At 73.0% G+C, this 13,772-nt stretch carries 6 protein-coding genes; 2 read left to right on the top strand and 4 right to left on the bottom strand.

Features of this window, described 5'->3' with window-relative positions; genetic code table 11:
• Nucleotides 1–232: 232 nt before the first annotated feature.
• Entirely contained in the window at nucleotides 233–3,361 is a 3,129-nt protein-coding gene (locus tag ELQ40_RS15150; RefSeq protein WP_164863635.1) for a DEAD/DEAH box helicase, read from the bottom strand.
• 257 nt (nucleotides 3,362–3,618) lie between these two features.
• Between ELQ40_RS15150 and ELQ40_RS15155 the strand changes: the two genes are divergently transcribed.
• Nucleotides 3,619–6,783: a M14 family metallopeptidase gene (locus ELQ40_RS15155; RefSeq protein WP_127794440.1), complete on the top strand. Its 3,165-nt coding sequence runs from the start codon at nucleotides 3,619–3,621 to the stop codon at nucleotides 6,781–6,783.
• 30 nt (nucleotides 6,784–6,813) lie between these two features.
• Here the strand turns inward: ELQ40_RS15155 and ELQ40_RS15160 are convergent, their stop codons facing one another.
• Entirely contained in the window at nucleotides 6,814–8,034 is a 1,221-nt protein-coding gene (locus ELQ40_RS15160) for an RNA polymerase sigma factor (protein WP_127794441.1), read from the bottom strand.
• 44 nt (nucleotides 8,035–8,078) lie between these two features.
• A complete protein-coding gene (locus ELQ40_RS15165; RefSeq protein WP_127794442.1) occupies nucleotides 8,079–8,450 on the bottom strand; it encodes a YciI family protein in 372 nt (123 codons plus the stop codon).
• 180 nt (nucleotides 8,451–8,630) lie between these two features.
• Here ELQ40_RS15165 and ELQ40_RS15170 point away from each other — a divergent pair, with 180 nt between their 5' ends.
• Nucleotides 8,631–9,512 carry an SDR family oxidoreductase gene (locus ELQ40_RS15170; RefSeq protein ID WP_127794443.1) on the top strand — a complete coding sequence of 294 codons (882 nt, stop codon included), beginning with the start codon at nucleotides 8,631–8,633 and terminating at the stop codon, nucleotides 9,510–9,512.
• Nucleotides 9,513–9,657: 145 nt separating this feature from the next.
• Here ELQ40_RS15170 and ELQ40_RS15175 read toward each other — a convergent pair whose 3' ends face one another.
• Nucleotides 9,658–13,728, bottom strand: coding sequence for a S8 family serine peptidase (locus ELQ40_RS15175; protein ID WP_127794444.1), 4,071 nt, complete (start codon nucleotides 13,726–13,728; stop codon nucleotides 9,658–9,660).
• Nucleotides 13,729–13,772 lie beyond the last annotated feature (44 nt).

The raw sequence follows: 13,772 nt of genomic DNA on the forward strand, positions 1-13,772 counted from the left end.
CCTTTCGTTCTCGCGCACGGCGAGGCTGGGCCGGCGCACGGGAGCGAGGCTTGCGCGCGGACGCCGATCGGCGTCCGCGCGTCATCGCGCGAGGCCTGGGTCGGATTGGGCGACGTTCCGAAGTCGGGTCCGGATCCGCCGCACCTTCGACGCTAACCGGGGCCGGCTGTCCGGACCGACCGGATCGCACCCCCAGAAGTGGTCGCATTCGCGAGCCCCGTCGCCGGCGTGCTCAGTCGGCGAGCAGCACCCGCAGGTCGTCGGGCGTCAGCGCGGGCGCCGCACCCGTGCGCGCCGCGGCACCGACCGGCGCGCCGTCGTCGACGGCCGCGGCCTCCAGCACCGACGCGACGAGTTCGGCCTTGCGACGCTTGAGCGCCATGACCTTGTCTTCGATGGTGTCGGCGGCGACGAGCCGGTAGACCATGACCCGGTTGCGCTGCCCGATGCGGTGGGCGCGGTCGATCGCCTGCTGCTCGCTCGCGGGGTTCCACCACGGGTCGAGCAGGAACACGTAGTCGGCCTCGGTGAGGTTGAGCCCGAATCCGCCGGCCTTGAGGCTGACGAGGAACACGGATGCCTCGCCGGAGCGGAACCGGGCGATCTCGGCGTCCCGGCGCGCGAGGGACGTCGATCCGTCGAGCCGGGCGTAGGGCACGGTGCCGTCGCCGACACCGGTACCGATACCGGCGTCGAGCCGCTGCTGGACGCGGTCGAGGAACCCGGTGAACTGGCTGAACACCAGGGCGCGGTGGCCCTCGGCGAGCACGTCGTCGAGCTGCTCGAACAGCGCGTCGAGCTTCGCCGACCCAAGACCCTCGTGCGCGGGGTCGACGAGGGCGGCGTCGAGTGCGAGCAGGCGCAGCAGGGTGAGCGACCGGTACACGATGTGCCGCTGGCGGTCGAGGTCGTCGACGAGCCCGAGCAGCTTCTTCCGCTCGCGTTGCAGCGTGGTGTCGTACAACCGCCGGTGCCGCGGCGAGAGTTCGACCGTGAGCACCTGCTCCTGCCGCTCCGGCAGTTCGGGTGCCACCTGCTCCTTGGTGCGGCGCAGCATGAGGGGCCGCACGCGGCGGCGCAGCCGGTCGAGCCGGTCGCGGCTGCCCGCCTCGATGGGGCGCCGGTAGCGTTCGTCGAATGCCCGCCGCGACGGCAGCAGCCCGGGCGCGACGATCCGCAGGATCGCCCACAGTTCGCCCGTGTGGTTCTCGATCGGCGTGCCGGTCAGCGCGAGCCGGAACGGTGCACGGATCGCCCGCGCCGCGTCGTGCACCTTCGTCGCCGGGTTCTTCACGAACTGGGCCTCGTCGAGCACGAGCCCGGCCCACTCGCGCGCGGCGAACCGGTCGGCGTCGAGCCGGAGCACGGCGTAGGTCGTGACGACGATGTCGGCACCTTCCGCGGCGGCGGCGAGCAGGCCGGGTTTCGCGGTGTGCGTCGCGGTGACGGATGCCACGCGAAGCCCGGGCGTGAACCGCGCGGCCTCGGCTGCCCAATTCGACGCGACCGAGCTCGGCGCGACGACGAGGAAGGGCGGGCTGCGGTCGTCGTCGCTCGCGCGCGAGTGCGCGATGAGCGCGAGCGTCTGCACGGTCTTGCCGAGTCCCATGTCGTCGGCGAGGATCCCGCCGAGCCGTGCGCGATGCAGCAGCGCGAGCCAGCGGAACCCCTCGAGCTGGTAGGGGCGCAGGTCGGCGACCAGGCCGGGCGGGGGTGCGAGATCGGCGGTGCCGGCGGCATCCTGACCGGCGGTAGCCGAGCCCGCGGCATCCGGCCCTCCATCGCCGCCGCCCGTGCCGCCGAGCGCCGCGACCGTCTCCCGCCACTCGACCGCGGGCGCGGACTCATCCGCGAGGTCCTCGAACTCGGCCCACAGCGAGACCTGGCTGCGGTGGATGCGCACGCCGGTCTCCCACTCGCGCAGGGTGCCGGCCTCCTCGATGAGGTCGCGCAGGGGTTCGAACAGCGGCTGCTTCAGGTCGAGGTAGGTCTTGTCGACGAGCAGCAACCGACGCTGCCCCTTCGCAAGCGCCCGGAACAGCGGCATGAACGGCACCTTGCGCCCGTTCACCGTGACGATCACGCCGAGGTCGAACCAGTCGGTCTTCGGCGACTCGACCGTCGAAACGGTCAGCGCAGGTGTGCCCGCCTCACGGTAGTCGGGCGGGTCGCCGGTCACGTCGACGCGCACCCGGTCGAGGCGTTCGAGCCGGCGGATCACCCGGTCGGCGAACCACGCGGCATCCGCCCCGCGCAGCGTGATCGGCTCCATCGGCATGCCCCCGAGTTCGTCGCGTGCGCGTTCGACGACGTCGGGATCGAGGTCGGGGTCATCGGCCTCATCGACGCCGGCCGAACCGCCCGCAGCGGACATTCCGATCGCGGTGATGCGTCCGTCGGCGTGCTCCCACCGCCAGGCCGCACGCAATACGTCGCCGGGTTCGAACCGTGCGTCGAGCACGAGGGTTGCGGGCACCGGCGGCGGCGGCTCGAAGCTGCCGTCGGCGCTCGTCACGTCGAGCTGCGCCGCGAGTCGCGGGTAGGCGGAGCGCAGGAACTCGACGGTCTCGGCCGCGGGAACCCGGATGCCGCGCGGTCGGTCGAGGAGCGTGCGGGCGGCGTCTCTCAGCCCACCGCCGATCGGAGCCAATCGGATGCCGCCGCCCGCACCGCGCCCGAACTCGAACCGGTACACGCCGTGGTCGCCGATCGGCCGGGTGTCGCCGATCGGGCGGGCGTCGCCGTCGAACCGCACGACGGGTTCGAGCAGCAGGTCGCCCGAGGCATCCTCGATCGACGCGTCGTACCCGACCGAGCCCGCCGAGGCGACCGAGACGTCGGGCGTCGCGGCACCGCCGACGAACGCGATGCCGAGCCGCTCCGCGTCGGCGAGCAGCGCCCACAGCAACGGGCTCTCGTACTCGTCGAGCGTGATCCACTCCGAGCCGTAGGTCGTGAACACGCTCGGGCTGCGGCCCTTGAGCAGGGCGAAGTGCGCGAACCAGCGCGCCTGCTCGGCGTCGAAGCCCTGCGACGAGCCCTGGTACGCGATGTTCTGCCAGGTGATGCCGGCCTTCACCCACGCACCGCGCGCGCCCGCAGCGACGGGTCGCACCGCGAGGCGATCGACGGCCTCCGCCCGTTTGGCCGGCTCGTCGCGCGGCCCCTGGAAGTCGCCGGCTCGTCGCTCACGGCGGTGACGCAACTCGAACTGCAGCGCGAGCGCACGGATGCCCGGCCCGAGTCGTCGCGATCCGGTCTCCTCGTCGGCGGGCGGTTCGCCGGGCGGCGGCGCCGTCCGGCCGATCCCGAGCGAGTCGAGTTCGGCCCGCCAGTCGGCGGGACGGGGCTCGGGCGGCATGCCCACATGCTCGCACGCCCGGCTGACAGGCATCCGCCCGCCTGATAGGCATCCGCCCAGCGCGGCATGTCCGAAGGGGAGGGCCATGTCCCCCGAACGGGGTTGACCGCCGGGACCGACCCGGCCAAGATGAGGAACGTTCGCGTATCGGCGAACCGCCTCCGCGAACCGACGGCCGGGCCCCGCCCGGCGAAGCACCGGACCATCAGTCCGGGCACGTCACGAACACGCATGTCCGCGCACAAGGGGGTCCGCACATGTTCCGCCAGTTCGCCATCGCCAGCGCTTCGGCACTCGTCCTGACCGGGCTGGTCGCAGCTCCGAGCGTCGCGAGTCCGCCGGCCGATCCACCGGGCGAGGAGGCACCCGCTGCGGTCTACGAGGGCACGCTCGACGCCGAGGGCCTCGCCGCGCTGACCGACCTCGTCGACCGCCACGACATCGTCGTCGGCCCGAGCGACGAGGCCGGACTGGTCGACGTGCAGGCGATCCTCAACGGCGCGCAGGCGGCCGAGCTCGCCGACGCGGGTACGACGCTGGAGCCGAAGGCCGCGCCCGCGCAGCGCCGCTCGCTCGAGGCCACGGCCGAGGGCGTGTACCGCATGTACTCCGGTGAGGGAGGCGTCCTCGAGGAGCTGGTCGACCAGGCTGCAGCGCACCCGAAGATCGCGCAGCTGAAGGTCATCGGGCAGACGCACCAGGGCCAGGACATCGCAGCCGTCCGCGTCACCGGCAAGATCGCGAAGCAGAAGCAGGAGGGCAAGCGCCCGACGACCGTCTACGTGGGGGCGCAGCACGCGCGCGAGTGGATCACGCCCGAGATGGTGCGCCGACTGCTCGACCTCTACCTCGACTCGTACGGCAGCGACCCGCGCATCACGAAGATCATCGACTCGACCGAACTCTGGTTCGTGCCCGTCGCCAACCCCGACGGCTACGACCATACGTTCGGCGAGGGCAACCGGCTGTGGCGCAAGAACCTGCGCGACAACGACGGCGACGGCCAGATCACCGGTGCCGACGGCGTCGACCTCAACCGCAACTACCCGACGAAGTGGGGTTACGACAACGAGGGCTCGTCGCCGAACCCGGTGAGCGACACCTACCGCGGCCCGGCGCCGGGCTCCGAGCCCGAGACGCAGGCGCTCGACGGCCTGTTCGGCGACCTCACGCCGGAGTTCCTCGTGAACTACCACTCGGCCGCCGAGCTGCTGCTCTACGGGCTCGGCTGGCAGGTGGCCACGCCGTCGCCCGACGATGTGATCTACGAGGCGATGGTCGGCGACGACGCGAACCCGGCGGTGCCGGGCTACGACCCCGACCTCTCGGCCGAGCTGTACACGACGAACGGCGACACCGACACGCACGCGCAGGCCGCGCACGGCACGCTCGGCTTCACGCCCGAGATGACGACGTGCGAGGTCGCGGCGAACTCGGATCCCGACGACGAGTGGGTGGCCGAGGAGGACTGCGTCGCGCTCGGGTTCGACTTCCCCGACGACGAGGCGCTGATCCAGGCCGAGTTCGAGAAGAACGTGCCGTTCGCGCTCGCGGTCGCCGAGTCGGCGCTCGATCCGAACGACCCGGTGTCCGTGGTCGGCCTCGACTCGCCCGAGTTCAAGACCGACACCTTCTCGGTGTCGTACGGCGACCCGCAGACGGTCGCCGTCTGGGCCAAGCGCGACATGCTCGCGAAGTTCATGAGTTACCGCATCAACGGCGGCCCGCTGCGCGTCTCGCTCGTGCAGGAGTGGCAGGGCGGTGAACGCTACGGCGGCGAGAACGTCGACTACTACTCGGAGTACCGCGGCACCGTGCGCGGCGCCGATCCGGGTGACACGGTCGAGGTGTGGTTCAGTGCGCTGCCGAGCCTGCGCGACATCTTCAGATCGTGGAACGCCCGGCTGATCACGAGCGAGCCGTTCACGTACGAGGTCGCGCAGGACACCGGGAACGACGTGCTGATCATCGCGAACGAGGATGCCAACGGGTACAACCCCGAGCCGGCACCGCGCAACGACGGGCCGAAGTACCTCGACGAGCATCTCGCGGCGTTCGCCGCGAACGGCGTGACCGCCGACGTCTGGGATGTCGACACGCAGGGCGTGCCGCACGACCTCGGCGTGCTGTCGCACTACGACTCGGTGCTCTGGTACCTCGGCGACAACCGGCTGACGCAGGACGAGGAGGACGTGCTCACCGAGACGTACCTGTTCGGCGACGTGACCGACCTGTCGGTGGCCGAACGCCAGCAGTACCTCACGATCGCGGTGCGCGACTTCCTCAACGAGGGCGGCGAGCTCGCCTTCGCAGGCGAGACGACCGGGTACTACGGGCAGCTCGCGGGAGCCGTCGGCGGCATCTACTACGGACTGGACGGCGCGCCCGACCAGCAGTGCCAGGTGACGCAGGACTTCTTCAGCGACTGCCTGATCCTCGCCGACGACTTCACGCAGTACTGGCTGGGTGCGTACGACCGCACGCCGCTCAGTGCGGGCGGCGTCGCCGGCCTGGACGACCCGCTGACCGGCGTCGAAGCCGCGTTCGGCGGACCCGCGACCGTCGACAACCCGGTCGACGAGGCCGGGCAGCTCACGCCGACGAGCGACGTGCTTCCCGTGGCCGAGTTCCCGCAGTTCGAGAGCTGGGCGGCCGCGGAGTACACCGATCCGTCGGGTCCGTTCCTGCCGGTCGAGGGCGAGTGGGCGGCGTTCGCCGGGCACATCGACGAGGGGTACCAGCGCCTCGGTCGCACGTTCTCGGTGCCGGCGCTCGGCGCCGGGGAGACCGCGACGTTCGACGCCCAACTGTCGTACTCGGCCGAGCTGCAGTACGACCACGTGATCGTCGAGGTGCGGCCGGTCGGCACGGACGACTGGACGACGCTGCCCGACCTCAACGGCGGCACGAGCACCGCTCCGCCGGCCGAGTGCGAAGCCGGATTCTTCGTCGGGCAGCATCCGCAGCTCGAGAGCTACCTCACGGTCGCGAACCCGTGCCTGCCCACCGGGACGACCGGCGAGTGGAACTCGTTCACGGGTTCGTCGGGCGGCTGGACGGACGTCTCGTTCGACCTGAGCGCCTACGCGGGCCAGGACGTGGAGCTGGTGATCAGCTACGTGACGGATCCGTTCACGGGCGAGGTCGGCGCGATCGTCGACGACATCCGGTTCACCGTCGCCGGCGTGGAGAGCGAGGCGGAGGGCTTCGAGACCGGGCTCGGCGCCTGGTCGGTGCTCGGCGCCCCAGCCGGCAGCCCGGGCAACACGGCCGATTGGGAGCGCATCTCGCTCGAGGGCCCGTACTACAGCGCGACGGCGACGCCGAACACGCTGATGCTGGGCTTCGGGCTGGAGCAGCTCGAGTCGGATGCCGCCCGAGCGGAGGTGGTCGCGCGGATCCTCGCGCACTTCGCCGATTGAGCGGGTGACCACGAACGGGGTCGGGTCGCGTCAGCGGCCCGGCCCCGTCGCCTTCCCCTCGAGGTATCGCCGCTCGGCCGCGTTGAGCGCGCGGGTCGCGGCGGCCGCGAACGCGTCGCGCGCCTCGGCCTCGCGGCCGGCACGTTCGAGCAGGTGCCCGCGCACCGCGAAGACGCGGAAGTGCCCGGCGAGCGCCGGCTCGAGCGCGACGGTCTCGAGTTCGGCGAGCGCGCGCTCCTCGCCGTGCACCATCGCGAGCGCGACCACCCAGCCGAGCTCGACCATCGGCCCCGGCCCGATGCGCCGCAGCAGCTCGTAGAGCCCGAGGATCTCCGCCCAGTCCGTGGCATCCGTCGATCCGGCCTCATCGTGCACGGCCGCGATCGCGGCCTGCAGCTGGAACGGTCCGGGCCGACCGCCCGACGACAGGGCGCCGGTGACGAGCGCGACGCCCTCGTCGATCAGGTCCCGCCGCCAGAGCGACCGGTCCTGCTCGTCGAGCGGCACCAGCACCCCGTCGGGCGTGAGGCGCGCCGGCCGCCGGGCCTCGGTCAGCAGCATGAGCGCGAGCAGCGCGTCGACCTCGGCCCGCCACGGCGCGTCCGCGGAGGTGGCGTCCTGCAGCATCCGGGCCAACCGGATCGCCTCGGCCGACAGGTCGACGCGCACGAGCGACTCCCCCGCGGTCGCCGTGTGCCCCTCGGTGAAGATCACCGACAGCACGGTGCAGACCGTCGCGACGCGGTCGCCGAGGTCGGCCCGCCCCGGAAGCGAGAAGGTCGCCCCGGCGTCGCGGATGCGGGCCTTCGCCCGCGAGATCCGCTGCCCGACGGTCGACTCGGGCAGGAACATGGCGCGCGCGATCTCCGCGGTCGTGAGGCCGCCGACGGCACGCAGCACGAGCGCGACCTGCGACGGGCGCGAGACCGCGGGATGCGCGCACAGCATGAGCAGCGTCAGCGAATCATCGGATGCCGCGGCCGCCGCATCGCCGCCCGGTTCGAGCTCGACCGCCCGCGCCTCGCGGCTGCGCCGCGCGACCTCCGACCGGACCTGCTCGACGTAGCGCCGGTGCGCGACCGTGACCAGCCACGCGCGCGGGTTGGTCGGCGGGTCGTCCGCCCACTGCACGGATGCCGCGAGCAGCGCCTCCTGCATCGCGTCCTCGCTGCCCTCGAAGTCGCCGGTGCGGCGCACGAGGATCGCGAGTGCCGAGGGGGCGGCCGCCCGCAGCATCCGTTCGGTGGTCATGGATCGGGTCCCGATCTCCTGTCAGGGCTCCACGTCAGGGCCGGTCACGCGTCGCCCGGGGCATCCGCCATCACCGGCACGATCTCGACCAGGCCGCGATCGGCCTCGGGGAACCACCCGGCGATCTCGATCGCCCGCGCCTCGGACTCGACGTCGACGAGGTAGTAGCCGCCGAGGTACTCCTTGAGTTCCGCGAACGGCGCGTCGGTCGCGACGACCCCCTCGGAGGTGCGGCTCACGGTCTTCGCGGCCTCGGCTCCGGCGAGCTGGTCGGCGTCGATGAACTCGCCGCGCTCGCGCAGGGCGGACTCGAACCCGGCGTAGAGCTCCATCATCTCGGCCTGCTCCTCGCGGGAGAATCCGATCCACGCCGCCCGCCACTCCGGGTTGTACTTCAAGAGGATGAGGTATTTCACGGCACTGCTCCTTCTGCATCGGTGGGAGCCGGACGGCTTCCACCAGTGTGTCGAGACCCGGCACCCGATTTCGACACCCGCGTCGAATCCCGCACCGCACCTGCCGGAATCCGGAATGCCGGATGCCCCGGAACCCGTTGACCCCCACGTGCGCAACGCGCCGCCAACGGAAGGAACCACATGACCATCCTCGTCACCGCCGCATCCGGCCACCTCGGACGACTCGTCGTCGACGCCCTCATCGCGCGAGGCGCCGCACCCGGCGACGTCGTCGCGACCGCCCGCGACGTCGCCAAGCTCGACGACCTCGCGGCGCGCGGCGTGCGCACCGCCACGCTCGACTACGACCGGCCCGACACGATCGCCGCGGCCCTGGACGGCGTCGACTCGGTGCTGCTGGTCTCGGGTTCGGTGCCGGGCAGCCGCGTCGATGGGCACCGCAACGTCGTCGACGCGGCCGTCGCCGCGGGCGTGACGAAACTCGTCTACACGAGCGCCCCGCACGCGACGACCGCGGTCGACTTCGCGCTCGCCGCCGACCATGCGGCGACCGAGGAGCTCATCGCCGCCTCGGGCGTCCCCGCGGTGATCGTGCGCAACAACTGGTACCTCGAGAACTACGCAACGGATGTCTCCCGCGCCGCGGAGTCGGGCGTGATCACCCACGCGTCGGGCGACGCCGCGATCGCCGGCGCGACCCGAGCCGACCTCGCCGAGGGTGCCGCGGTCGTGCTCCTCGACGACGGCCACGTCGGCGAGGTGTACGAGTTCACCGGCGACACGGCGTGGACCTTCGCCGACCTCGCCGCGGCGGCGACCGAGTTGACCGGGCGCGAGGTCGTGTACCGCGCGCTCGGCGTCGACGAATACGCGGCCGAGCTGCGGGCTGCCGGGCTGCCCGAGGGAACCGCCGCGTTCGTCGCCGGCCTCGACGGGGCGATCGGGCGCGGCGTCCTCGCCGACGCGCAGCCGACCCTCGCCCGCCTCATCGGCCGCCCGACGACCTCGCTCGTCGACGGACTCCGCGCGGCGCTCGACGACACCGCGGCGTCGGCGGCCTGACGCCGGTCCTGGCGCCAAGCACCGGACGCCAGGCTCTGACGCCAGGCACCTGACGCCAGGAACCTGACGCCAGGCACCTGACGCCGAACGGCGGCCGGCGCCCATCGGGTCGCCGGCCGCCGCGCGGTCCGGTGCGGTCGCGGTGCTACGCGCGCCCGCCGTGCCACCAACCGGGCCGGTCGCCGTCGTGACCGGGCCACCAGCCGCCGCCAGGCCAGCCACCGCCGGGCCACCAACCGCCGTGACCGCCGCCGTGCCCGCCACCGTGCCCGCCACCGTGACCGCGCTTGGCCGGCGCGACCTCGAGCGCCCGCTCGATCTCCTGGCTGAACGTGTTGCCCGCGGCGTCGACCGCGGTCGCCCGCAGGTCGACGAAGCCGCCGGCATCCGGAACCGCGAGCCGCGCCGCGTACGCCGCGACGTACGCGCGTCCCTCGGGGAACGTCGACGACGGGGGCTCGCCGGGGCCCGACGTGTCGGCCGAGACGAGGTCGAGCTCGACCGGCACCCAGTCGCCGCCGGCGGCGCGCATCTCGAGCGTGGCATCCGTCACCGCCCCGCTGTTCGTGGCGCCCGCGATGTGGCCGACCTCGAGGCCGACCGCGACGCGTGCGCCGCGCTTGCGGCCCTCGCCGACGAGGCCGTCGTCGCCGACCTCCACGTCGTAGAAGGCCTGCAGCATCGGCTCGATCGTCGACTCCCAGCCGGTCGCGACACCGGTCGACGTGAAGGCCCACTCCGTGCGGGTCGACGTCGACGTGGCGAGCACGCTGCCGTCGTGCGTCGCGGTGTTGACCACGCGCAGCTTCGAGTCGCCGTCGGGAAGGCCCCAGTACGAGACGCCCTGGAACACGTCGGACTTCACGAGTTCGCCGTCGACGTACAGGTCGGTCTGCTGTGCCGCGGTCGTCCCGCCCGAGAACACGTCGAAGGTCCCGGTGTGCTCGGGCTCACCGCCATCGGCCCACGAGGGCAGGTTGACCTGCAGGAAGTCGCCCGACCGGTGCGGCGCCCAGTACCCCGGCCCGACGTACGGCCGCACGACCTGCCCGAAGTAGCCGGTCTCGACCTTCTGCCCGGGCTCGTAGGCGCGACGCACGTCGCGGATCTGCCAGTCGGGGCCGATCACGGTCGCGTCCTGGTACCACTCCACCTGGTCGGTGCTCACCCACTCGGTGCGCTCCACGCCGCGTGCCGCCCGCATCGGGAACCCGCTGCCGAACTGGGTCGTCGGCACGAAGTCGTACCGGAACTCGCCGACGAGGCCGGGCGCCCCGTGATAGGTCGTGTCGATGCGCGCGAGCTTGCGCGGCCGATAGTCGAGGTCGTCGGGGATCTCGCCGTCACTGAACCGCGCGATGTCCCAGATCTCGTCCGAGTTCGGGATGCCCTCGCCGGTGACCGTCAGCCGGCCCCGATCGCGCCCGATCGCCGCGAGCAGCTCCCGACCCTGCACGCCGCTGATCCCGGCCACGGGAATCGCAGCCGGCGTGCCGTCGTCGGCGCCGACCCACTCGCTGAGCTCGGGGTCGGCGTCGTTCGCGACGATGACGAGGGATGCCCCGGCCGCGGCCGCGTTCGCGACGCGTGCCGCCGGGGCGACCTCGTCGGAGCGCATCACCACGGCGACCTTTCCGCGCACGTCGACCGCGGCGAACTCCTCGGCCGATCCCGTGCCGACATCGACCGCGCGGGCGCGCACCTCGCCGTCGAGCAGGGTCGAACCGGCCTGCGGGATCACGTCGAGCCGCAGCCTGCCCGCCTCGAGCTCGAGCGTCGGGTGCTGAAGGCGCCAGCGGGTGGTGAAGGCGAACTCGGCCTCGACCGCCTCGAGCGGCTGCGCGTAGAGCTCGTCGATCCACACGGGTGCCAGGGCGCTGCCCGAGAACCCGTCGGCGAGGTAGTCCATACGCCGCACGATCGGCTCCAGGCCGCGCTCGCCGACGTCGACCGTGACGCGTTCCGCCGCGCGGGCATCCAGCGCGACGCGAGCCGCACCGTCGACCGACGCGTCGAGCACGACGTCGGGATCACCGACGAGAGCGAGGCCCTCGGCGTCGGGCCGGCTCGCGACGTCCATGAAGCTCATGACCGAGTAGGTGCCGGCGGGCAGCCGCAGCGTCGTCTCGCCGTCGACCGCGACCGGTGCGTACCACCCGGTCTCGCCGTTCGACAGCCACGCCATCGTCTGCGCCGGCTCGCCGTCGAGTCCGGTCGCGACGAGCTCGAGGTCGTAGCGTTCGGCTTCGGCGATGATGCCGAGCGCGGTCCGCGCGACCGGCGAGCCGTCAACCGAGGCGATGAGCGCGCCCGAGAGCTGGCGGCCGGCGGGCACGGCCGCCGGGTCGGCGGTGAGCGTCACCGTGCGGGTCTCGCCCGCCGGAATCGCGAGCGACTCCACGTCGATCGACAGCACCTCGGATGCTGCCCGCGCCGACAGCGGCCCGGGGCCGCCGTTTCCGCCGTCGCCCGGCGTCGTGTCGGCGAGCGCCGCCGCGAGGTCGAGCACGACCTCGGACTGACCGCGGTTCGAGTACTCGACCGTGCGCGCGATGGGTTCGGGCTCCTCGCCCCAGGCGAGCATGCCGAAGTCTCCCGACCCCGAGGCGAGCACGGACGCGGTCGTCGCGGTCGCGATGTCGACCACGCCGGCGCCGGCCTGGTAGGGCGTCAGCCCGACATCCGTCGTCGTGCTCACGAGCGCCGCGCGCACCTGCTCGGCCGTGTACTCGGGGTGCTGCTGCTTGACGATCGCTGCCGCGCCGGCGACATGCGGCGTCGCCATGGAGGTGCCGCTCATGCCGATGTACGCGCCCTCGCCCGCGCTGTCGGCCGAACGCGCCGCCGTGACATCGTTGCCCGGCCCGACGAGGTCGGGCTTCAGCGCACCCGAACGCACGAGCGGTCCCTGGCTCGAGAACCACGACAGTGCTCCCGACGGGTCGTCCACCGACCCGACGGTCAGCGCGCTCGGGGCAGAGCCCGGGGATCCGATCGTCTCGGGTGCGGACGAGTTGCCGGCCGCGACCACGAACAGCGCACCGGTGTCCTCGGCGATGCCGTCGAGTGCCTCCGCCATGAGGTCGGTGCCGTCGGATGCCTCCTGCGAGCCGAGGCTCATCGACACGATCGGCGCGCGTGCGCCCGCCCACTCCATGGCGGAGATGATCCACGAGTCCTGCCCGTAGCCGTCGGCGCCGAGCACCTTGCCGACGAGCAGGTCGGCCCCGTCGGCGACGCCGCGATGCGTGCCGCCGCTCGCGGCGCCCGTGCCCGCGATCGTCGACGCGACGTGGGTGCCGTGGCCGTTGGGGTCGCTCGCGACCTCCTCGCCCGGCACGAAGCTCGTCGACTCGGGCAGCACGCGGCCGGCGAGGTCGGGGTGGGTGTCGTCGTAGCCGGTGTCGAGCACCGCGACGGTGACGCCGGTGCCGGTGTACCCGGCCGCCCACGCCTCGGGCGCGCCGATCCAGGGCACGCTCGAGTCCAGCGTGGCGCGGACCTTGCCGTCGAGGTGGATCGCGTCGACGCCGCCGGCGAAGCCGGGCCTGTCGGCACCATCGCCGTCGTCGGTGCCATCGCCGCCCGGCCCGTCGGGCTCCGCGCCGAACGCCTGGGCCGAGGCATCCGCGCCCACGGTCAACGCCGACCACGTCGAGGCGGCGCTCGCGTGCTCGGCCGACGCCGCGGCACCCTCGATGCTCGGCAGCGCGGCACCGAGCTCGACGCCCGGCAGCGGAGCCTCCGCACCGCGTGCGAACGGCGCCGCGCCGAGCTCGAAGATGACCGGCGTGGCATCGACCGAGGCGTCGTCGTATCCGAACGCGATGAGCTTCGAGACGTTGAACAGGTCGCGGTCGAGCGCGCCCGACGCGAGGTAGGGCGCGGCCGCGTCGGGCACGACGATGAGCTCGCCGCCGGCCTGGATCGTCTGCACGCCGGCGCCCGGGTCGACCGTCTCGATCTCGACGGCATGCGTGCCGTCGCTGAGGTCGGTGACCCGCACCCGGTCGCCGGTGATCAGGGTGACGCGGTGCTCGCCGGTCGGCGACGCCGCCGCGGTCGGCGCAGCCGGCGGGCTGCCGGCGCCGCCGCTCGGATCAGCGGCGGCCGGCAGGGTCGCGCCGACCCCTGCGACGCCGATCGCGATGCCGCCGATGGCGGCGGCGATCGAACGCCTGCGGCGGGTTCCGGGTGGACTGGTGCGTCGTGGCATCGTGGTTCCCTCCTGGAGCTGCCGGCGGTGCGTGCCGGAGTACG

This window comes from Agromyces sp. LHK192, from assembly GCF_004006235.1.
In the GTDB taxonomy this organism is placed as follows: Bacteria; Actinomycetota; Actinomycetes; order Actinomycetales; family Microbacteriaceae; genus Agromyces.

Bases quoted from the DNA above. Each gene is read 5' to 3' on its own strand.
- ELQ40_RS15155 (WP_127794440.1), top strand. From the start codon at position 3,619: ATGTTCCGCCAGTTCGCCATCGCCAGCGCTTCGGCACTCGTCCTGACC.
- ELQ40_RS15160 (WP_127794441.1), bottom strand. From the start codon at position 8,034: ATGACCACCGAACGGATGCTGCGGGCGGCCGCCCCCTCGGCACTCGCG.
- ELQ40_RS15175 (WP_127794444.1), bottom strand. From the start codon at position 13,728: ATGCCACGACGCACCAGTCCACCCGGAACCCGCCGCAGGCGTTCGATC.
- ELQ40_RS15170 (WP_127794443.1), top strand. From the start codon at position 8,631: ATGACCATCCTCGTCACCGCCGCATCCGGCCACCTCGGACGACTCGTC.
- ELQ40_RS15150 (WP_164863635.1), bottom strand. From the start codon at position 3,361: ATGCCGCCCGAGCCCCGTCCCGCCGACTGGCGGGCCGAACTCGACTCG.